The sequence below is a fragment of the Ferruginibacter sp. SUN002 genome, from assembly GCF_050611725.1.
Lineage (GTDB): Bacteria > Bacteroidota > Bacteroidia > Chitinophagales > Chitinophagaceae > Ferruginibacter.
In genome coordinates this window covers 2,124,903-2,146,011 of the sequence record NZ_JBODJB010000001.1, presented here as the reverse complement: position 1 = coordinate 2,146,011, position 21,109 = coordinate 2,124,903, and the positions used below count along the sequence as shown (strand labels likewise).

Here is a 21,109-nt window from a genome sequence, read left to right as displayed (position 1 = left end):
CTATCAATATTTATCATCCAAATACTGTTTTAATATTCGCACTACACGAAGAACTAAACAGTAAATAATTAGTTTTTGTTTCGAAACATGAAACAATTAATAAATAATTTTAATAGATACCAATGGATTGAATATTTGGCCAAGCAATCTCATGCAAATCGTTTTAAAGGGAACAATGAAAAAATAATTCATTGCGTCTTTATGACACAATGATAAATCTTTTTTTCAAATTGTCAAAACTTTTTATTTTTTTTGATTGAAATAATTTATTCTTAAGGGTTTTTATGGAAAGAAATAAAATAATTGGAGAATTATTAAATTCAGGTGAACAAGGATTTCTTCCCTCGTTATCAGTGGATTGTGTAATTTTTGGATTTCACGAAAATCTGCTAAAAGTATTATTGCTTAAACATCGGCATCTAAACATGTGGGCACTTCCCGGCGGTTTTATATACAAAGATGAACCTGTTGATGCTGCTGCATATCGGGTATTGAAAGAAAGAACAGGTTTAAATGAAATCTTTCTACAACAATTTCAAATTTTTGGTGAACCTAAACGTTCTGAAAAAGAATTTCATCTTCAAGATTTAAAAAAAGATGGTATAAATGTAAACGAAGATCACTGGATCTTACAAAGATTTGTTACCATTGGATATTATGCATTGGTAGAATTCTCAAAAGTAAATCCCGTATATGACACCATATCTGAAAAATGTGAATGGTGGGATATTCATGAGATGCCTTCATTAATTTTAGATCACAGGAAAATTGTTGACAAAGCTCTCGATACGCTGCGGATACAATTAAATTATCAACCAATAGGACATAATTTATTGCCGGAAAAGTTTACTATGCCAGAGCTACAGAAATTGTATGAAACTATTCTTGATAAAAAATTAGACAGAAGAAATTTTCAGCGTAAACTTCTAGGTTTTCAAATACTCGAACGATTGTCAGAAACAAAAAAAGGTGTGCCACATAAATCACCTTATCTGTATTCTTTTAATCTAAAAAAATATCATCAGGCACTCAATGAAGGCTTGAATGATGGATGGTAGAAAGAATACTATTTTGTAATATAAAGGAAAGCTCAGAAACTCTTATCTATATTCAATTATATGGGCACAAAAAAGGGCCGCTTTTTTTACCGCCCCCATTTATACCATTGAACATGTCATGCATGTCATTCTGCATATACTTTTTTCAGTGATTGATAAAACTTATTATTCTAAAGCATTTTAGTGATTTCTATTACAAACCTATTTAAATATTAATATTTCTCATCTTTGATATTTTTTATTGCTGTCTTTCGGTAGCTATAGCAGATAAATATTTCCTTTATTCTAGTCCTGACCAATTATTAGTTAGAAATAAATAGTTGTTGTACAGTTAAGTAAGCAGCATAAGCAATCAAACTTCCGGAAATAATATTCAAAAAAACTTTGGTGTGAGATTTGCCTGCAGCAAATTTTACAAATAGTATGAAAGCCGGGATTGCAAAACAAGCAATTGCAAGTTCTATTCCTAAATTGAACATCAATAAAGGTTTTGTTGGAAAAGTACTTTTTCCAAAACTCACTTCCTTTAAATTAGCAGACATAGCTAAGCCATGAATCAATCCACAAGTGAAAACTACTATTACACGAAGATTTTTTAACTTGAAAGCTATGATGTTTTCTCCTGCAATATAAATTGTAGTTAGCAAAACTAACGCCTTCATTACATAAGCTGATACATTAATAACATCTAAAGCACCTAGCCATAAAGTAATAATGTGTGCTACTGAATAAGCAATCAGCTGTTTCATTACAAATTCTTGTTTCGAACCAAATAGAAACAGGCTCAATACAAAAATTAAATACCCCAGTGCCAAAGTATTAAAACTTGTAACACCTAATTGTACATAGGCGAAAGATGTACTGGGTTTAGAGATTTGAGTCAATTCAGTAAAAGATATATTTGAACACAAAATTTGGATCAAGAGTACAGAAATTAATAATAAACCTAAGACTTTTGTTATATAGGCCCATTTGTTGTTTTTGCTTGCAATAAAAGAATTCATAGTCAATTGGCATTTAAATCTTACTACGTAAAAAAGTTTTTAGGGATTTTGGTTATATGCAAAGAATCAAATTATGCTCCCAAAAGAACAACGAATCTTTAAAAATATTACGAGTCTCAACCTAGATGTTGTGTTTATGTGATTTTAATCAACTATCAAAATGATTAAAATCAACTTATTGAATTGTGGCGTTTGATTACACCTCAGAATACCTCTCCTTTTTTAGGCCTTTTAAATATATAACTACAACTCTATTGAAATTAATATATTAACCAACGCACTTCTTTAAAATGCATTCTGATTCAATCATTAAATTTTTAGCTAAAAATCAATCATATTCAAGTTTTGCAGTTGCGGTAGCCATTATTTTAATTTTAATTTTGCTTCGTCCAAAAATTTTTCAAAACAGATCTAAGGCCTACATTAATAATATTTTTTTCAGCATAAAAATTTTTCTTAAAAAACAAACAGATTAAAATCACCTACTATTTCGGCACCGTGAATTGAAAAAAGAATCAATGTTGCTTCTATTACTAGAACATAGCTTTGCCAAAACATTATTTATTAATTATCTAATACCATTACAAATTTCTTAACATAAGAGTTATGTATACCAAAGACAAGTATCGGATTTACAATTAAAGAAGCCGGTATGACTTATGATCCTTTAAGACAATGTAAACCATACTCCGTTAATTTTCAGGTTCATTCATTGGATGCTCGTTCTTATTTGTGGGATTTCAATGATGGGAATATCCTTACGGGAAATGATTCTGCAATAAATTATGTTTACAAGGATTCCGGAAAATTTCTTCCAAAAATGATATTGGTAGACACAATAGGTTGCAGAGTACCTATATTAGGTAAAGATTCTATAACAAATGTGTTCGCAACATCAGCATTTATATTTCCCGATAATGCAATATGCGCCGGCAGCGACATTCAATTTACAAACACGTCATATACAAATGATAAAAACCCAACTTACCATTGGGATTTTGGAGATGGTGAAAATTCAGATAAAAAAGATCCATTACATCAGTATAAATCTCCAGGACTCTTTTATCCATCCTTAACAATAACTACCAGCCTTGGTTGCAGTGGGTATTATCGTTCAAAAGAACCTGTAAAAGTAGTGCCCTCTTCAAACATAAATATAGCGGGTATAAGTAAAGGTTGTGCGCCATTTAGCACTACTTTTTATTCTGTAGAAGACGAAGCCGGAGCACCATTTATACAATGGCATTGGGATATGGGAAATGGTAAACATTATGATGCAGCTAATCCTCCCAAACAATTATACAAAGATGCAGGCACCTATACAGTTAACCTTACTGTAATGAATATAAACGGTTGTTCCAAATCTATACATCATACTATTGAAGTGTACCCTGTACCATCCTTACTGGCATTAAAAGACACTTTGTTGTGTAAAGGGGAGAATATTAGTTTAACGACAGGTGGTGCAGAAAAATACAGTTGGCAACCAGCCACCGGGTTAAATTGTGATACTTGTAAAACTGTAATTGCAAACCCTCTGAGTTCTACAACATACAAGTATAGCGGGGAAAATTCTTATGGATGTAAAGACAGTAGCTCTGTTACTGTACAGGTGAAGCAGCCATTCAAAATAACAATTTCTCCACCTGCTAAGTTATGTTTTGGAGAATCAAAAAATATAATTGCATCGGGAGCTAGCAGTTACCAATGGTCTCCCTCTTCCGGCTTGAACAACACCGGAATAGCAACACCAAATGCAAAACCGGATAGCACAACCATTTACCGGGTAATTGGTACCGATGAAGTAGGCTGCTTTAAAGATACCGGTTATGTAAAACTAACAGTGTACCCTATACCAAGAGCAAATGCAGGTGAAAACAAAACAATTAATATCGGTCAGCGTTTGATGATCCAACCTTCAATTTCTAAAGATGTAACGGAAGTTAACTGGTCTCCAAAAACTTTTGTAATAAGTAGTAACAATGATCTACCGGATTTAACGGTTATGCCAAAAGAAACAACAACATACACTATTGAAGTGAAAAATGAAGGGGGATGCAAGGCGTCAGATGATGTAACTGTTTTTGTAACATGTAATGGAAGTAATGTATTCATGCCAAACGTTTTTTCTCCAAACAATGATGGCGTAAATGATTTGTTTTATCCTAGAGGAAGCGGTTTGTATAAAATAAAAAAATTACGCATCTTTAATCGCTGGGGAGAAATTATTTTTGAAAAAAATAATTTTAATGCAAATGACCCATCTGCGGCGTGGAATGGAACTTACAAAGGAAGTAAATTAAATACTGACACCTTCGTTTACACAATGCAGGTGATTTGTAATAACAATAGTGAGATTGATTTAAATGGGAACATAACTTTAATTAATTAAGTAAGTAGGTAGAAGTAATAATGATGTACTTTGTAAGCCCTTTTTTAATGACGTTATTCATGGCTGCATAAAAATAGAATAAAGGCCCTAAATGTAAAGGAACAAACACCTAGAAAAATGCTAAAAAGGCTTTTAGATAAATAAATGACAGTTTATACAAAATATTCTAATACTATTGGAGTTATTTGAAAAATTTAGTAAAAAAATATACAGCTGATATACAGCATTTGCAGAATGAAATTGACAGCCATGACAAAATTAGTTCGAACCTGAAAAAAGCCATTCAAAAGAGTCTGTACCTCTCTGAAAACCTGCAACAATTTTGGTCTTCTGCAGACTATACTAATAAACAACAACTGCAGTATTTGATATTTCCCGATGGAATACAATATGACAAGAAAAATGATACAGTTCGAACTACCAGAGTAAACAGTTTATTCCTTGCAATTGCAACAGCAACAATGGGTTTGGAAGAAACAAAAAGAGGTAATCTTTTTCAAGATCACCTCTTTGGAAGTAATGTCGGGATGACAAGATTCGAACTTGCGACCCCACGCCCCCCAGACGTGTGCGCTACCGGGCTGCGCTACATCCCGAAATATCCAAAAATCGGCTGCAAAAATAGATACATAAATCGAATTTAAAAATTCAAAAAACAAAGATTACCTTTGCGTAACTTTTATTACATGAAGCTTTTAATCAAGCAAGCCAAAATAGTTAGTCCTACTTCTCCCTATCACGGGCAATCCAAAGATATTTTTATTGAGAACGGCATTATTAACAAGATAGCCGATTCGATCAATGATCAAGTTGATACCATCATTGAAGCAAACAATTTGCATGTAAGTATTGGATGGGTGGATGTATTTGCACATTTCTGCGATCCGGGATTTGAGTATAAAGAGACGATTGAATCCGGAGCTGCCGCAGCCGCAGCCGGCGGTTATACCGATGTGATGATATTGCCGAATACTGCTCCGGTAGTGGGTAGTAAATCTCAGGTTGAATACATCATTCAAAAATCTAAATCTACTCCGGTAAACATACACCCGATCGGAGCAGTAACAAAGAATACCGAAGGCAAAGAGCTAACGGAAATGTATGATATGAAATCGTATGGAGCAGTTGCCTTCAGCGATGGTATAAACAGCATCCAATCTCCCGGAATTTTATTGAAAGCATTACAATATTTAAATGCTGTTGACGCCTGTATCATTCAAATACCGGATGACAAAAGTATCAACCCTCAGGGGTTGATCAATGAAGGAATTATTAGTACCCAATTAGGACTTCCAGGCAAACCAGCAATTGCGGAAGAATTAATGATAGCAAGGGATATTGAACTGGCAAGATATACCAACGGAAAAATACATTTCACCGGCATCTCAACAAAAAAAGGTTTAGCACTGATATCAAGTGCTAAACAAGAAGGCTTGAATGTTACTTGTTCTACTACCCCCTATCACCTGATCTTCTGTGATGAAGACCTTAAAGAATACGACACCAACCTAAAAGTTAATCCGCCTGTAAGAACAAAAGAAGATATGCTTGCAATACAAGCAGCTGTTAAAAACGGAATAATCGACTGCATTGCATCGCACCATATCCCTCAAAACAAAGATGACAAAGATTGTGAATTTGAATATGCAAAATATGGTATGATTAGCCTTGAGTCTAGCTTTGGAGTGATCAACTCAATTACTAACAACCAATGGACAGTGCAACAGTTAGTGGAAATGATGAGTATCGCTCCAAGAAAAGCATTCAATCTCCCGATCCCGGAGATCAAAGAAAATGTAACAGCAGCGCTTACTCTATTTAATCCGGACAATGAATACACATTCAATAAAGAAATGATCGTATCAAAATCGAAGAACTCCGCCCTGATCAATAAAAAATTAAAAGGTCAGGTCATTGGTATTGTAAACGGCGATAAAATTTCAATTAATTAGCAATGAAGAATATTACTCCTGCCGGCAAGGGCCTGATAACAGGCTTAACAATGATAGCCCTGGCAGTATTTTTTTATTATGGATTGAAGCAACCTTTTGAGAGTCCGTATCAATATGCGATCTATACAACCTATACCATCGGTATTATTTGGAGTATTTTAACCTTTAGTAAAACCGCTGATGTTAATACAAAGTTTAAAGAATATTTCTCCATTGGATTTAAAACTTTTATTGTTGTTACACTATTAATGGTTGTTTTTGTAATTGCATTTTTTTTATTGAACCCACAAATTGCAGAAGCCAAAATAGCCCTGAACAATGAACTGGCAGTAAAAGAAGGCAATCATACCCCTATAGAAATTGAGGCAAATGCTAAGCAAATGAAGAGTATCTTTATACCTATGATGTCGGCTATCACTACTTTTATGTATCTTTTCTTAGGAGCTTTGATAAGCGCTGTTACATCAGGAGTAATAATGCAAATGAAAAAACAATAACATGGATCTATCAATCATCATCCCCCTATATAACGAAGATGAATCTTTGCCTGAATTATCGGCCTGGATAGAAAATGTCATGCAACAAAATAATTATAGCTATGAAATAATTATGATCGATGATGGCAGTAATGATAATTCATGGAAAGTGATTGAAGAACTACGTCAGAAAAATAACAATATTAAGGGTATAAAATTCCAACGCAACTATGGTAAAAGTGCCGCATTGAACGAAGGTTTTAAAGCAGCACTAGGAGATGTCGTTATAACAATGGATGCAGATATGCAGGATAGTCCGGATGAAATTCCGGGTTTACGTAGCATGATATTGAATGATGGATTTGATATTGTAAGTGGTTGGAAAAAAGTAAGACATGATAACACATTTACAAAAAATATTCCAAGTAAATTATTCAATGCAGCAGCAAGAGCTAGTTCAGGTATAAAGCTACACGACTTTAATTGTGGCCTTAAAGCATACAGAAAAAAAGTTGTAAAAAGCATTGAGGTTTATGGAGAAATGCACCGTTATATTCCTGTTTTAGCTAAATGGAGCGGTTTTAAAAAAATTGGAGAAAAAGTAGTTGAACACAGGGCAAGAAAATACGGTGTAACAAAATTTGGTTGGGAAAGATTTGTAAATGGCTTTTTAGATCTTGCCTCTATAATGTTTGTAGGCAAGTTTGGAAAAAGGCCAATGCACTTTTTTGGCCTATGGGGTACTTTATTCTTTTTATTCGGCTCAGTCGTATTTGGCTATTTAACCGTATCTAAATTCTTTTTTGACAAAACCGGATTAACACAAAGGCCATTATTTTTCTTTGCGATCTTCGCTATGATCATAGGTGTTCAGCTTTTTTTAGCAGGCTTTTTAGGCGAACTAATTGCACGTAATTCTTCTGAAAGGAATCATTATTTGATAGAAGAAAAAATTGGTGTATGAGAATAGTCATCATAGGTCCGGCTCACCCGCTAAGAGGTGGCCTTGCTTCGTATAATGAAAGATTAGCAAAAGAATTTTTATCCCAGGGCCATTCTGTAAGCATTTACACTTTTTCTCTGCAATACCCAGGATTCCTTTTTCCCGGCACTACGCAGTTTTCTACAGAACCTCCTCCTACAGATTTGGATATTCATGTAAAAATAAATTCCATTAATCCATTCAACTGGATTTCTATTGGTAATGAATTAAGAAAAAGTAAACCAGATATAATTATTGTACGTTACTGGCTACCCTTTATGGGGCCTTGCCTTGGAACAATTTTGCGACTAGTAAAAAAGAACAAACACACTAAAGTTGTTTGTATAGCCGACAATATTATCCCACACGAAAAAAGAATTGGAGACAGTGCGTTTACAAAATACTTTGTAAAACCAATTGACGCTTTCATCACCATGAGTGAAAAGGTTTTGAATGACCTTAAACTATTTGCTCCAACTAAACCTGTAAAATTTGTTGCTCACCCATTGTACGATAATTTTGGAGAGAAAATAAGCAAAGAGGAAGCAAGGAGAAGATTAAAAATTGATAATGAAGCATTAATAATTCTGTTTTTTGGATTCATCAGAAAATATAAGGGGCTTGATATACTACTCGATTCAATGAGTTTATTGCATAACCTCCAACCTCCAACTTCCAACATAAAACTGCTTATTGCTGGAGAATTCTACGAAGACAGGAAAGCATACGACGATCAAATAGAAAATTTGGGCATAAAAGACAGTCTTGTATTAAGAACAGATTTCATTCCTGACAGTGAAGTAAAATATTATTTATGTGCTGCCGATGTTGTGGTACAACCTTACAGAAGTGCTACACAAAGTGGTGTTACTCCCCTTGCCTATCATTTCGAAAAACCTATGATCGTTACTAATGTAGGCGGACTCCCTTCACTTGTACCGGATAATAAGGTTGGCTTGATTGCTGAGCCTAACGCTAATTCAATAGCAGAAAAAATTGTTGAATATTTTGAGAAAGGTGAAGCACATTTTTTACCACACCTTATTGAAGAAAAGAAAAAATATACCTGGAATAACATGACAGATAGTATTTTTGAGATAATTAAAAGTAACCAATGATATATCGCAGTAAAGCACCATTAAGAATTGGATTGGCAGGAGGAGGAACAGATGTTAGTCCTTACAGCGACCAGTATGGAGGTGCTATTTTAAATGCAACCATTTCATTATCTGCTAATGCAAGTATTGAAATAACCAATGATCAAAAAATAACGGTAGAAGCACTCGACAGAAAAGAAGAAGAATCATTTGATGTTGCTAATGCACTCCCGATCAATGGAAAATTGGATCTGTTGAAAGGTGTTTATAATCGTATACAAAAAGAGTATCCTTTTACCACAACCGGTTTTCGCTTATCTACTTTTGTTGATGCACCTGCCGGAAGCGGATTAGGCACTTCTTCTACCCTTGTTGTAGCAATATTGGGAGCCTTTGTAGAAATGCTAAAACTTCCTTTAGGTGATTACGATATAGCCCATCTTGCTTATGAAATTGAAAGAGAAGACCTTCAATTAGCCGGAGGAAAACAAGATCAGTACGCTGCAACATTTGGTGGTGTAAATTTTATGGAATTTTATGAAGGCAATCGGGTCATTGTAAACCCGTTAAGAATTCGTCCTGAGTATTTACATGAATTAGAAAACAATCTTGTATTATATTTTACCGCTACATCAAGAGAAAGCGCCAGCATCATCAAAGAGCAGGTAAAAAATGTTAACAGCAAGAATGAGAAAAGTATCGAAGCCATGCATCAACTAAAAGAGCAATCCAAAATAATGAAAGAAGCTTTGCTGAAAGGCAAGCTCAATGAAATTGGCGAAGTGCTCGACTTTGGTTTTCAGCAAAAGAGACAAATGGCTGCGAACATCAGTAATAACAGTATTGAGGAAATATATACAGCTGCTAAAGCTACAGGGGCTACCGGCGGTAAGATCAGCGGTGCCGGTGGTGGCGGATTTATGATCTTTTATTGTCCCAAAAATACACGTTATGCAGTTATTGAAAGATTGAATACTTTTGGGGGCGAAGTAAAAAATTATTCCTTTACAAAATATGGTTTAACAACCTGGACGATCAACTAAGATGAAACAAATAAAAGATATCATACAAGCCTCCATCGATGTAAAACAACAAATTTTACAAAATGAAGTATTGATAAAAACTGTAAACGATAGCGTTACTGCAATTACTGCTGCATTTAAAAACGGCAACAAGGTATTGTTTTGCGGTAACGGTGGCAGCGCTGCAGATGCACAACATTTAGCAGCTGAATTCAGCGGACGATTTTATACCGATAGAGATGCTTTACCTGCCGAAGCTTTGCATTGCAATACTTCATATATAACCGCAGTTGGTAACGATTATAGTTACGACGTTATTTACAGTCGTATGATAAAAGGCATCGGCAATAAAGGTGATGTATTGGTTGGCCTTTCTACTTCCGGCAACTCAAAAAATATCATTAAAGCATTTGAAGTTGCAAAAGAAAAAGGGATGATCACCATTGGTCTTACAGGTGAGACCGGCGGCGGCATGAAAGTTCTGTCCGATCTTTTACTGAACGTACCAAGTACCGATACTCCACGTATTCAGGAAAGTCATATTTTACTAGGGCATATCATTTGTCAATTGGTTGAAGAGCAATATTTCGGATGATCAATGAAGCAATAATATTAGCAGGTGGCCTGGGCACAAGATTACGCTCAGTTGTGGCAGACCTTCCCAAATGCATGGCCCCGGTTGCCGGCAAACCATTTCTGCATTATGTAATAGCGCATTTACAAAAGCAAGGTGTAGATGAATTTATTTTCTCTGTAGGCTACATGTACGAAGCAATTGAAGCCTACTTAAAAAAGGAACACCCAAAACTCAATTATCAATTATCGATTGAAGAAGAGCCTTTAGGCACAGGTGGTGCAATAAAATTATCCTGTCAAAAAGCAATGGAGAAAAATGTATTGGTATTAAATGGCGATACTTTATTTGCTGTTGATATTAGAAAATTAAGTGAACAGCACCTCAACCACCATGCTGAATGTACCTTGAGTTTAAAACCAATGAAAGAGTTTGATCGATATGGTGTTGTAGAATTACATCATGACCTAACCATTGCTTCTTTTAAAGAAAAACAATTTTACCATAAAGGATTGATCAACGGCGGCGTGTATGCATTGAATGTATCAAAATTTTTACACGAAGATCTACCTGAAAAATTCTCTTTTGAAAAAGATTATTTAGAAGTTTTTTTCTCCCAGCATAAAATGTACGGCTCTATACAGGATGAGTATTTCATTGACATAGGCATTCCTGAGGATTTTGCTCGTGCACAAGTCGAACTAAAATGATTTACGATTTGGGATTTACGATTTACTTTAAATTGTTAGTTTATTCAATTAGCCAGCAGAGTACTTGTAATGAAGGAAATCGTACATCGTACATCAAAAATCGTAAATTGCGTTCATGTTAGACCTATCAAAAATTAACAGCGACTGGACCCTCTTCCTCGACCGTGACGGCGTTATCAACCACGAAAAACATTTAGACTATATACATACCTGGGATGAATTTGTTTTTTATGATGGTGTTAAAGAAGCCATGAACATCTTTGCTAAAAAATTCAAATACATATTTGTTGTTACCAACCAAAAAGGTGTTGGCAGAGGTATGACCAAACTTGAAGATCTATTGATCATTCATAAAAACATGAAGGCAGATATTGAAGCTCATGGCGGTAAGATCACCAAGATCTATTTTTGTACCGACCTTGAAGAAACCAGTCCTAACCGAAAACCCAATCCCGGCATGGGATTACAAGCTGTTGATGACTTTCCGGATATCGATCTTTCCAAAGCAATAATGGTTGGCAATACATTAGGTGATATGGGCTTCGGCAGGAACCTTGGTATTAAAACCGTTTTTTTACCTACCACAAGACCGGAAGTTGATGTGACTGATGAACGGATAGATGCCTCGTATCCGAGTTTATATGATTTTGCAAAAGCGTTATAAAGCAGCTTCAAGGGATCAGCTACAAGGGACAAGCATGCTGATTCAAGCTTCTTTGCTTCTCCCTTGTGGCTTGTGGCTAATAGCTACCCTCCTGTTAAATTTTCTTTAAACAACACTATCTTTGTAAGCACCATACACCATATGATATAAATTTATCGCATGAAGAAACCTCTCTTACTTGTTTGTTGCACAATACTTACCCTTTGCTGTTTCTCACAGCGACCATCAACAATCGACGAAAGTATTTTACGTAAGAAAGAAGACTCTCTAAAAATATATTCCGACAAAATATTAAACGATACTATACCGCAAAAAAGATTTGCAGCAGATAGTCTCTTTACAAAAATGCTGGTAAGAGCATTAAAAGTAAATGGATCTTTCTACTACCCTTTCGATTCGTTAGCAACTATTTCAAAATTATATGCTCCGGATAGCAGCTTCAGAATATTCACCTGGCAAATGGTCATCAATAACAATATCATTCGTCAGCATGGAGCTATACAAATGAGAACCTACGACGGTTCTTTGAAATTATTTCCATTGATCGACAAGTCAGATGTAACAGCTAAGCCTTTAGATACAATGGCCAACAATAAAGGATGGATAGGCGCAGTATATTACAATATCTTACAAAAACGCAGCAGCAATCAAAATTATTATACACTCATTGGTTATGATGAGAACAATGTAAAAACTACAAAGAAGTTAATAGAGGTATTAAGTTTTACAAACGATGAACCGATTTTCGGCGGACGCTTTTTTAGTTATGAAGAAGATACGGTTTTCAAATCATCGCAAAACCGATTCATTTTAGAATTTAAAAAAGATGTAGGTGCCAGATTGAATTACGACCCTCAACTCGACATGATCATTGTTGACCATTTAATATCTGAAACAAACGAACCCAACAAAAAAGAAACCTATGTACCCGATGGCGACTACGAAGGCTTTAAGTGGAAAAACGGCAAATGGGTACACATCGAAAAAGTATTTCACCTTAAAACACCCGAGGGAGAGACTCCGATCCCGACACCTTTAGATCCGTCCATGGATAAGTTGCAGCCGCAGTAATTTACTGATATGCCTATGTGCTAATGTGCTGATTTGGAAGAGGCTATTATTTTGGAAAGAATTTTTTTAATTGAAATGCATTTGTTTGAAAGGGCTTGGCAATCAGGGTAACCTTCAGATGACTGGCAAAGCGATAACCAATATTCCGTTTCTTCAGCTTCTTTGGCAGCGATCTTCATTTTATGAATAAAATCATTTCTGCTCTCAGCACATTGTGCCTCCTTGATACTAGCACCAATACTTGTTCCCGATCTTAATAATTGTTTGGAAATAATGTACTTGCGATTGACATCAAGTAATTCTGCATATTTAATAATAGCCAATGCAAATTCAAATGAAAGATCAACTATTAAATTAGGTTTATCAGACTGCATTTTGTTTTAAATAGCAAGTCGCTTTAACCATCAAAAAAGTTGCATCCAATCAGCACATCACCACATCAGCATATCAGCACATCAAAAAATTAATCATCAAGTTTAAGTACTGCAAGAAACGCTTCCTGCGGTATCTCCACATTACCGATCTGTCTCATACGCTTCTTCCCTTCTTTTTGTTTCTCTAAGAGTTTACGTTTACGACTGATATCACCTCCATAACATTTAGCAGTAACATCCTTACGCATAGCGCTGATGTTTTCACGGGCAATAACTTTAGCACCGATTGCAGCCTGTATAGCAATTTGGAATTGCTGACGAGTTAATAATTCTTTTAATTTCTCACAAAGCTTTCTGCCAAACTCCTGACTGCGACTGCGATGTATCAATGCACTCAGTGCATCGACTTTTTCGCCGTTCAACATGATGTCCATACGCACAATATCACTCTCTCTAAATCCAATCGGATGATAATCGAACGAAGCATATCCACGAGTTTGAGATTTTAATTTATCATAGAAATCGAAAACGATCTCTGTCAACGGCATTTCAAAACTAAGCTCCACACGGGTAGGACTCAAATAGCCCTGATGTGTTAGCATACCACGTTTGTTGATACAAAGCGTCATGATATTACCAATGTATTCCGGCTTAGTAATGATCTGTGCTTTAATAAAAGGTTCTTCAATTCTATCCGTACGTGTTGGGTCAGGTAATGTTGTAGGGTTGTGTACATCCACACGCTCACCCTTAACCGTATACGCAATAAAGCTTACGTTCGGTACCGTAGTAATAACCGTTTGGTTGAACTCACGCTCCAAACGCTCCTGTATAATTTCCATGTGCAGCAAGCCAAGGAATCCGCAACGGAAACCAAAGCCCAATGCCTGCGATGTTTCTAATTCAAAAGTTAATGAAGCATCATTCAGTTGAAGTTTCTCCATACAATCACGAAGCTCTTCAAACTTATCCGTATCCACCGGGAAGATCCCTGCAAATACCATCGGCTTCACATCTTCAAAACCATCAATACGTTTCAAGGTAGGATTAGCAACTGTGGTCAACGTATCACCCACTTTTACTTCCTTGGCATTTTTAATACCCGTAATAATATAACCCACATCGCCGCAATGAACAGATTGTTTGCTCTCCATACCCAGTTTCAAAATGCCCACTTCATCCGCTTCGTATTCCTGATCGGTACTGAAAAATTTAACCTTATCGCCTTTTTTAATGCTGCCGTTAAAAATTCTATAGTAAACAATGATGCCTCTAAAGCTGTTGAACACACTATCAAATATCAAAGCCTGCAAAGGTGCATTAGGGTCACCCACCGGAGCAGGAATGCGGTCAATGATCGCCTTCAAAATTTCTTCGATACCAATACCACTTTTACCACTCGCCAGCAAGATCTCTTCTTCTTTACAACCCACCAGTTCAATGATCTGATCCTTTACTTCAGGTATCATTGCCCCATCCATATCGATCTTATTGATGACAGGAATTATCTCTAAATTATTTTCAATTGCAAGGTATAAGTTACTGATAGTCTGTGCTTGAATACCTTGTGTAGCATCCACCAAAAGCAATGCTCCTTCACATGCTGCAAGGGCACGACTCACTTCATAACTGAAATCCACATGGCCGGGAGTATCGATCAGGTTCAGCACATATTCGGTACCGTTCAATGGGTAATTGATTTGTATCGCATGGCTCTTAATGGTAATCCCTTTTTCCCTTTCCAGGTCCATATCATCCAATACCTGCGCCTGCATATCCCTGTCGCTGATGGTATGGGTAAACTGCAACAACCTGTCTGCAAGAGTACTTTTTCCGTGATCAATATGTGCAATGATGCAAAAATTTCTGATGTTCTTCATGTACTGATTCCTCTTTTAAAGATTGGCGAAGGTAGCTCATTTTAGTGGATTTTTTGCTAAGCAAAATTGGGTTTATGGGACGGGCTTTTGGGGAGCTATTGGACTGCGGTGGCACAGTTTACTCTGAGGGACGAAGGGCACTCTTGTGCGTTTAGTTCTTTATTGGGCTTTTATCGAAGCGGATGATAGAAAATTTGTAATTAGGAGTTCCGTATATTTGATTATACCGCTATCCTGAGTTTGCAACTCAGGATTTTTATGTTGCAGCAATATTTTCATATCTTAAATAAAAATTCGAACGTATGCAATGGCAAAATACGGTTACCATTATCACCGGTGCTAGTTCGGGAATTGGCAAAGCCACCCTTGAACTCTTAAGAAAAGAAGGCAGCCTGGTGTACAACCTCGACAATACCCCAGCCAAACAACCTGACCCCTATTTTATTCAGTGTGATGTAAGTAACCCGTTGAATGTAGAACAAGCAATTAAAACGATCCATGAAAAAGAAAAAAGGATCGATTTTTTATTTACCAATGCAGGCCGGCATCTTTTTGCCAATATCGAAGACACCAGTTATGAGCAATTGGAATCGTTGGTGGGCATTAATTTGATGGGCACTTTTTATTTATTAAAATCAGTGATCCCTATCATGAAGCAACAACAAAAAGGAAGTATTGTACTCATGGGTTCCGATCAGGCTTTTGTTGGCAAAGCCAGCAGTTCTGTTTATGGTATGACCAAAGGCGCTGTGGCTCAACTCACTAAAAGTACAGCTATCGATTATGCTGCATTTAATATACGGGTGAATTGTATTTGCCCTGGCACCATTCAAACACCATTACTCGATAATGCCGTTCAACAGTTTGTAAATAGATCCGGCCAGGAAACAAGTGCAGTATATACTGCTCTGGATACTGCTCAACCTTTAGGCCGTATTGGTCAACCTGAAGAGATTGCCAAAACCGTTCGTTTTCTTTTATCAGATGATAGTTCTTTTATAACAGGTGCATTGATCGCTGCAGATGGAGGATATACTTGTCAATAAGTTTAAACAGTTCGCTTTGATTCCCGGCCATCTATAGTGTTCAAGAAAATTATCTGGTGTTTTCAACAACGACCGAAGTCTAAACCATAAAAGATCACAAAGAAAAATCTGATATTTTTTTTTAAATTAGCTTGTTGCTGTTCTTACCAACAAGACCTTAAAAAGTATTATGCTTACATCTATTATTCCAAAACTCCCTATGCGTAGCAAGGCTGCGACAAGAGAATTTTATTTAACACAATTAGGTTTTTCAGACATTGGCAAAGCTGACTTTGATGGCTATTTGTTACTTAAAAAAGATAATGTAGAAATACATTTTTTTGAATTCAAAGGGCTTGATCCAAAAGAAAATTATGGACAAGTTTATATTCGTACCAACGACATTGAAACAATCTATCAGTCAATGTTGAACAACAATAACAATATACATCCGGAAGGACATTTACAAACAAAACCCTGGGGGCAAAAAGAATTTGCAATGCTTGACCCAGACAACAACTTACTTACTTTTGGAGAAAGCATTTAAGTAGAAAAGAACGGCTACTGCTAGTATCGTATTGGCAATGGTGGTCTCCTTCACTGTTATCCCTAGTGTACAACAAATGTAAAAACTGCGCTATCCCATTTTTTCGGGAATCAAGCCGAAGACAAAAGAAAGAATATTATATTTGGGGGAGAATACATTACAAATCCTGACAGGACAACACTTAATTTTTTTTACCATGGCAAAAGAAATGATCATTGAAAAATCTATCGTAATCAATAAGCCGCAACAAGAGGTATTTCAATTTTTAAAATTCATCCGGAATCAAGATAGTTTTAGCGTTTGGAACATGAAAGATCCAAATAAGAAAACATCATCAGAAGGAACTGACGGATCTGTAGGCTTTATCTATTCATGGGATAGTAAAGATAAAAGTGTTGGTGCAGGCAGCCAGCAGATCACAAAAATTATAGATGGCTCAAGGATAGAATATGAACTGATTTTTTTAAGACCAATGAAAAATACAGGCACTTCTAAATTTATCATAGAACCGCTTGATGATAACCAAACGAAAGTAATTTGGGATTTTAGAGGACCGACAAAATTTCCAATGAGCTTATTCAAAGGCATATTTCAGAAAATGCTCGGAAAAGATATTTTACAAAGTCTGGAAAATTTAAAGACACATCTAGAAAAGTAAAAATTGTTTTCGCCGCTGTTGTTCTTTCACTCACTGTCCCTGCTCTTGACACACGAAACGGCAAAGTTTAAAGTGTAACAATAAAATAAAAAACTATTTAGTGTGCCAGGAACCAAGGCAAACTAAGAAGAAATCCAACTTTTTTGCTAAACATTCTCAGCCAATCTTTCTTTTTCTTGTTGCAATTCTTTTGCATCACCAATAGCACGAAAAAGGTTAACGAGAATGATTACCTTGACAATAATTCCACTAGACAAGGTTTTAAGTACTCCCTCTATACCACCTGCATAGCCGTATGCCACCGCCGCCAATAACTGTATGCCTATAAAAAGGATTAAACCAGAAACAACAGCTGTATATGGCTTTGTTTTTGTCAATAATGCCAATGCGATAAATGCACCTACTTCTACTACTATCACCCCAACCAAAACTACATCCACTTCAAGTTTGTTTAGGAAAATAGATAATATCTCTCCCAAGAGTAATAGTCCGGCTGTCCAGAACAATGCATTTCTTGCTTTTTTTACAACCCTTTCCGAACCCTCCATATTGATCTTTTTTATTTCTTCTGCATAATCAGCAATCTGGTCTTGCGTTTGTTCGTTGGTGTTAGTGTTATCCATATTAAGTTTTGAAAATTAAGAATGATACACTAAAGTAATTGAAGAATTTTAATAAACAATTATATCTGCCACAAATTTTCAATGAATGAAATCTCACCCCTCCACTATCCTGAATCATGATTTTGTAACTCAGGATTTTTTATTTTATCTTGGTATAACTTCTAACTAATTACATAAAATAACCTCTTGAAAGAATATTATGAAAAAGTTACAATTCCAAGTAAGTATCAATGCACCGGCAAGTAAGATATACGATTATATGCTTGGCATTAATAATAAATCAACTTATGAACAATGGACCGCTTTGTTTAACCCAACATCTACCTATGAAGGAAATTGGGAGAAAGGAAATAAAATGCTATTTGTTGGAGTAGATGATAAAGGAGAAAAAGGAGGCATGGTTTCCAGAATAGCAGAAAACATTCCCAACCAATTTGTTTCCATTCAACATTACGGACTTTTAAAAGCTGATACCGAAATTACAGAAGGACCTGAAGTAGAAAAATGGGCTAACGGATTTGAAAACTATACCTTCGAAGAAAACAATGGTACAACAACCCTTACTGTTGAATTAGACACCACTGAAGATTTTTTAGAGTATATGAACGACACCTATCCAAAAGCACTCAACAAGTTGAAAGATATCTGTGAAAAATAGTTATTGCTCAACTATCTGCAGTGTTCAATAAAAAAAAAACTGTGTTATACTGAGTTTATGGCTCTGGGTATACAACATGACCTTCTTTTAAATTATCGCAATATTCTTTCTTCACTGCCCCCCCAGCGCAAGTCAAGAGCCTTACTAGGAAATAATAAACCATTATAATTCCTGTATGGTTAATCTTCTTTTATTTTTCAAACGTTTAAAATGTGATGGCGATAATCCTGTTACTTTTTTAAACTGATTGGATAAATGTGCCACACTGCTATAATGTAATTTGTCTGCTATTTCTGAAATGCCGTCTTCTTCTAACAATATCAATTCCTTTATTCGCTCAATTTTCAGCGCAATAATATATTGCTCAATAGTAGTTGCTTCTACTTCAGAAAAAAAGTTGGAGAGGTACCTATAACTATGGTTCAATTTTTCACTTAACAGAACGGAGAATTTTTTTATAGGCTTCTCTTCTGATTCATAAATATAATTGATGATCTCTTTTCTGATCTTTTCAATTAATATTCCCTGCCTTTTCTCCAGCAATTCTAATCCGGCTTTTTTTATTTTGCTGTTTAGCCTCTTCTTATCAGCGAGTGTAATATCTTTCTTTGTTTCAATTTCACCTAAGTCAATTTTTAAAGCCGGTATTTTGAGTTCATCCAATGCTTCCTTTACTACCACTTTACAACTTTCACATGCCATATTTCTTATATAAATTTTCATAGGAGATATATTTTGAGTAAATATGAGCTTAATAACCGAGACTATAAGGTATAGATTGGTAAGTGAATGTTAAATGCCTTTGTTTATCCTATGCCACCACGCTCAACAATAAGGATATTATTGAAAACGGAGCAATCTCATATAAGATTAAACAGCATATCTCAGTTATTCTATGTTAAAACGATCTGCTTTTGCCTGAATTATACTCAATAGGTATACTACTATTATACTACCCACAAAAAGTTATAAGACTATTATTTTTACTGCATCGTCAAATTGACCGAAAATACTATAACCAGAATTTCTTTTACACTATTTAAATAGTACCATTTATAATCATTAAACCTACATCTATGCTCAAAACTTATTTATTGTTGCTACTTTGCTTTAGCACTACATTTATCGATGCACAAAACTTAAATGCTTTCAAAGACGAAAATGGCAGGTATGGCTTTAAAGATGAGGCGGATAACATTGTTATCAAAGCTGAATACGATTATGCATATGATTTTAAAGAAGGCATGGCCTTGGTTAATTTAGGCGGTGCTGAGGAAGAGGAATACGACAATTATTTTGTAGGTGGTCTTTGGGGCTATATAAACAAAAAAGGAAAAGTTGTAATACCAATACAATATCAACTGGCTAACGATTTTTCTGATGGTGTTGCAAAAGTATCAATGCACATCATGGAAGGTTACGGATATATTGATAAAAAGGGACAGACCGTCATTCCTTTTAAATTTAATGATGCAAGAGATTTTTCTGATGGATTTGCCGGAGTGCAGCTTAAAATATCGGGCAAGTGGTGTATTATCAATAAAAAAGGGATAAGTGTAACTCCCTATAAGTTTGACAACATTTACACTTTCCATGATGGCAAAGCATTAGTGAAATTAAATGGGCAAGAATTTTATATTGATAAAACGGGCAAGAAAGTAGAATAGTTTCAATATAATGAATGAATTTTATCTCACGAAATCATAAAAAAAACTACCATTATGAATACTTATTTTATTGTTTTATCTTAACACTCTTAAACTTACAAAAATGAAAAAAATAAGCACACTCCTGACTCTCTTGTTTGTAACAACTTTAATTTCTGCTCAAAGAATAAATATCAGCAAAAAGGGAATGTTTATAGATAATGTAAAAATTTCGTTGGACTGGAAAGTGAGTGATTTTAAAAAAGGGCTTGGTAAAGCCGATCACATGAAAAGTGGTGCAACCTGGGTCAACAGAGTACACTATTACGAAAAAAAAGGGATCATTTTTTGGGAACCTACTTCAGACAGCGGAAAAGTAATAGAAATGCAAATTTTTTACTCCGATAAACAAGGCGCAAATGATTCATATAATAAAACGAAAAGATTATTTTCTGGCACGATCACGGTAGACAATTTAAAGCTCAGTACTTCTTTATCAGCAACTGAAGTGGCTAATGCACTGGAATCTTGGACTATTGAAAAATGTTATTTCACTAACGGTTATAAGTATAGCAATGGTATAGTGCAGATCAATTTTGTATTTAACCCCGACGAAACAGAATTGCTTTGGATAGACATGCTACCTGTTAAATAATTTTTGTAGACTACATCATATTGGGAAATCCTGACTTTATA

General features: G+C 35.4%; 22 protein-coding genes and 1 tRNA gene. 17 read left to right on the top strand and 6 right to left on the bottom strand.

Going from position 1 to position 21,109, the window contains the following annotated elements:
* Window positions 1–284: 284 nt before the first annotated feature.
* Window positions 285–1,058, top strand: coding sequence for an NUDIX hydrolase (locus ACQ33O_RS09665; protein WP_430995370.1), 774 nt, complete (start codon window positions 285–287; stop codon window positions 1,056–1,058).
* 302 nt (window positions 1,059–1,360) lie between these two features.
* Here ACQ33O_RS09665 and ACQ33O_RS09660 read toward each other — a convergent pair whose 3' ends face one another.
* On the bottom strand, window positions 1,361–2,062 hold the full coding sequence (locus ACQ33O_RS09660; RefSeq protein ID WP_430995369.1) for a HupE/UreJ family protein: 702 nt from the start codon (window positions 2,060–2,062) through the stop codon (window positions 1,361–1,363).
* A gap of 652 nt (window positions 2,063–2,714) precedes the next feature.
* On the opposite strand from ACQ33O_RS09660, the gene ACQ33O_RS09655 reads away from it, so the two are divergent.
* Complete coding sequence (locus tag ACQ33O_RS09655) at window positions 2,715–4,454, top strand: PKD domain-containing protein (RefSeq protein WP_430995368.1); 1,740 nt, start codon at window positions 2,715–2,717, stop codon at window positions 4,452–4,454.
* Between the two features lie 522 nt (window positions 4,455–4,976).
* Here ACQ33O_RS09655 and ACQ33O_RS09650 read toward each other — a convergent pair.
* Window positions 4,977–5,050, bottom strand: a tRNA-Pro gene (locus ACQ33O_RS09650).
* A gap of 90 nt (window positions 5,051–5,140) precedes the next feature.
* Between ACQ33O_RS09650 and ACQ33O_RS09645 the strand changes: the two genes are divergently transcribed.
* From ACQ33O_RS09645 to ACQ33O_RS09605, 9 genes are all read left to right on the top strand, one after another.
* Window positions 5,141–6,406: a dihydroorotase gene (locus ACQ33O_RS09645; RefSeq protein WP_430995367.1), complete on the top strand. Its 1,266-nt coding sequence runs from the start codon at window positions 5,141–5,143 to the stop codon at window positions 6,404–6,406.
* A 2-nt stretch (window positions 6,407–6,408) separates the two neighbouring features.
* Complete coding sequence (locus tag ACQ33O_RS09640) at window positions 6,409–6,903, top strand: DUF4199 domain-containing protein (protein WP_430995366.1); 495 nt, start codon at window positions 6,409–6,411, stop codon at window positions 6,901–6,903.
* A 1-nt stretch (window position 6,904) separates the two neighbouring features.
* Window positions 6,905–7,846 (top strand): glycosyltransferase family 2 protein, encoded by a 942-nt coding sequence (locus ACQ33O_RS09635; protein ID WP_430995365.1) that lies wholly within the window; start codon window positions 6,905–6,907, stop codon window positions 7,844–7,846.
* The gene (locus tag ACQ33O_RS09630) at window positions 7,843–8,982 is read left to right on the top strand and encodes a glycosyltransferase (protein WP_430995364.1); all 1,140 of its coding nucleotides are present in this window, start codon (window positions 7,843–7,845) and stop codon (window positions 8,980–8,982) included. The genes ACQ33O_RS09635 and ACQ33O_RS09630 overlap by 4 nt, the downstream gene beginning before the upstream one ends.
* Window positions 8,979–10,004, top strand: a complete 1,026-nt coding sequence (locus tag ACQ33O_RS09625; RefSeq protein ID WP_430995363.1) for a dehydrogenase — start codon at window positions 8,979–8,981, stop codon at window positions 10,002–10,004. The genes ACQ33O_RS09630 and ACQ33O_RS09625 overlap by 4 nt, the downstream gene beginning before the upstream one ends.
* Before the next feature lies 1 nt (window position 10,005).
* Entirely contained in the window at window positions 10,006–10,578 is a 573-nt protein-coding gene (gene gmhA, locus ACQ33O_RS09620; protein ID WP_430995362.1) for a D-sedoheptulose 7-phosphate isomerase, read from the top strand.
* Window positions 10,575–11,267 carry a nucleotidyltransferase family protein gene (locus ACQ33O_RS09615; RefSeq protein WP_430995361.1) on the top strand — a complete coding sequence of 231 codons (693 nt, stop codon included), beginning with the start codon at window positions 10,575–10,577 and terminating at the stop codon, window positions 11,265–11,267. Before gmhA ends, ACQ33O_RS09615 begins: the two co-directional genes overlap by 4 nt.
* A 115-nt stretch (window positions 11,268–11,382) precedes the next feature.
* Entirely contained in the window at window positions 11,383–11,931 is a 549-nt protein-coding gene (locus ACQ33O_RS09610) for a D-glycero-alpha-D-manno-heptose-1,7-bisphosphate 7-phosphatase (protein WP_430995360.1), read from the top strand.
* Window positions 11,932–12,090: 159 nt separating this feature from the next.
* On the top strand, window positions 12,091–13,002 hold the full coding sequence (locus tag ACQ33O_RS09605; protein ID WP_430995359.1) for a hypothetical protein: 912 nt from the start codon (window positions 12,091–12,093) through the stop codon (window positions 13,000–13,002).
* Window positions 13,003–13,022: 20 nt separating this feature from the next.
* Here ACQ33O_RS09605 and ACQ33O_RS09600 read toward each other — a convergent pair whose 3' ends face one another.
* Complete coding sequence (locus tag ACQ33O_RS09600) at window positions 13,023–13,376, bottom strand: four helix bundle protein (RefSeq protein WP_430995358.1); 354 nt, start codon at window positions 13,374–13,376, stop codon at window positions 13,023–13,025.
* An 89-nt stretch (window positions 13,377–13,465) separates the two neighbouring features.
* Entirely contained in the window at window positions 13,466–15,256 is a 1,791-nt protein-coding gene (gene lepA, locus ACQ33O_RS09595; RefSeq protein WP_430995357.1) for a translation elongation factor 4, read from the bottom strand.
* 302 nt (window positions 15,257–15,558) lie between these two features.
* Here lepA and ACQ33O_RS09590 point away from each other — a divergent pair, with 302 nt between their 5' ends.
* The 3 genes from ACQ33O_RS09590 (at window position 15,559) to ACQ33O_RS09580 (ending at window position 17,486) form a co-directional block, all read left to right on the top strand.
* Complete coding sequence (locus ACQ33O_RS09590; protein WP_430995356.1) at window positions 15,559–16,302, top strand: SDR family NAD(P)-dependent oxidoreductase; 744 nt, start codon at window positions 15,559–15,561, stop codon at window positions 16,300–16,302.
* Between the two features lie 169 nt (window positions 16,303–16,471).
* Window positions 16,472–16,828, top strand: coding sequence for a bleomycin resistance protein (locus ACQ33O_RS09585; protein WP_430995355.1), 357 nt, complete (start codon window positions 16,472–16,474; stop codon window positions 16,826–16,828).
* A gap of 196 nt (window positions 16,829–17,024) precedes the next feature.
* On the top strand, window positions 17,025–17,486 hold the full coding sequence (locus tag ACQ33O_RS09580; RefSeq protein WP_430995354.1) for an SRPBCC family protein: 462 nt from the start codon (window positions 17,025–17,027) through the stop codon (window positions 17,484–17,486).
* Window positions 17,487–17,632: 146 nt separating this feature from the next.
* On the opposite strand, the gene ACQ33O_RS09575 is transcribed toward ACQ33O_RS09580, so the two are convergent.
* The gene (locus ACQ33O_RS09575; RefSeq protein WP_430995353.1) at window positions 17,633–18,109 is read right to left on the bottom strand and encodes a hypothetical protein; all 477 of its coding nucleotides are present in this window, start codon (window positions 18,107–18,109) and stop codon (window positions 17,633–17,635) included.
* Window positions 18,110–18,308: 199 nt separating this feature from the next.
* On the opposite strand from ACQ33O_RS09575, the gene ACQ33O_RS09570 reads away from it, so the two are divergent.
* Complete coding sequence (locus tag ACQ33O_RS09570; protein ID WP_430995352.1) at window positions 18,309–18,767, top strand: SRPBCC domain-containing protein; 459 nt, start codon at window positions 18,309–18,311, stop codon at window positions 18,765–18,767.
* Between the two features lie 162 nt (window positions 18,768–18,929).
* On the opposite strand, the gene ACQ33O_RS09565 is transcribed toward ACQ33O_RS09570, so the two are convergent.
* Window positions 18,930–19,490, bottom strand: coding sequence for a helix-turn-helix domain-containing protein (locus tag ACQ33O_RS09565; RefSeq protein WP_430995351.1), 561 nt, complete (start codon window positions 19,488–19,490; stop codon window positions 18,930–18,932).
* 353 nt (window positions 19,491–19,843) lie between these two features.
* Here ACQ33O_RS09565 and ACQ33O_RS09560 point away from each other — a divergent pair, with 353 nt between their 5' ends.
* Window positions 19,844–20,434: a WG repeat-containing protein gene (locus ACQ33O_RS09560; protein WP_430995350.1), complete on the top strand. Its 591-nt coding sequence runs from the start codon at window positions 19,844–19,846 to the stop codon at window positions 20,432–20,434.
* Between the two features lie 103 nt (window positions 20,435–20,537).
* Window positions 20,538–21,068: a hypothetical protein gene (locus tag ACQ33O_RS09555; protein ID WP_430995349.1), complete on the top strand. Its 531-nt coding sequence runs from the start codon at window positions 20,538–20,540 to the stop codon at window positions 21,066–21,068.
* Window positions 21,069–21,109 lie beyond the last annotated feature (41 nt).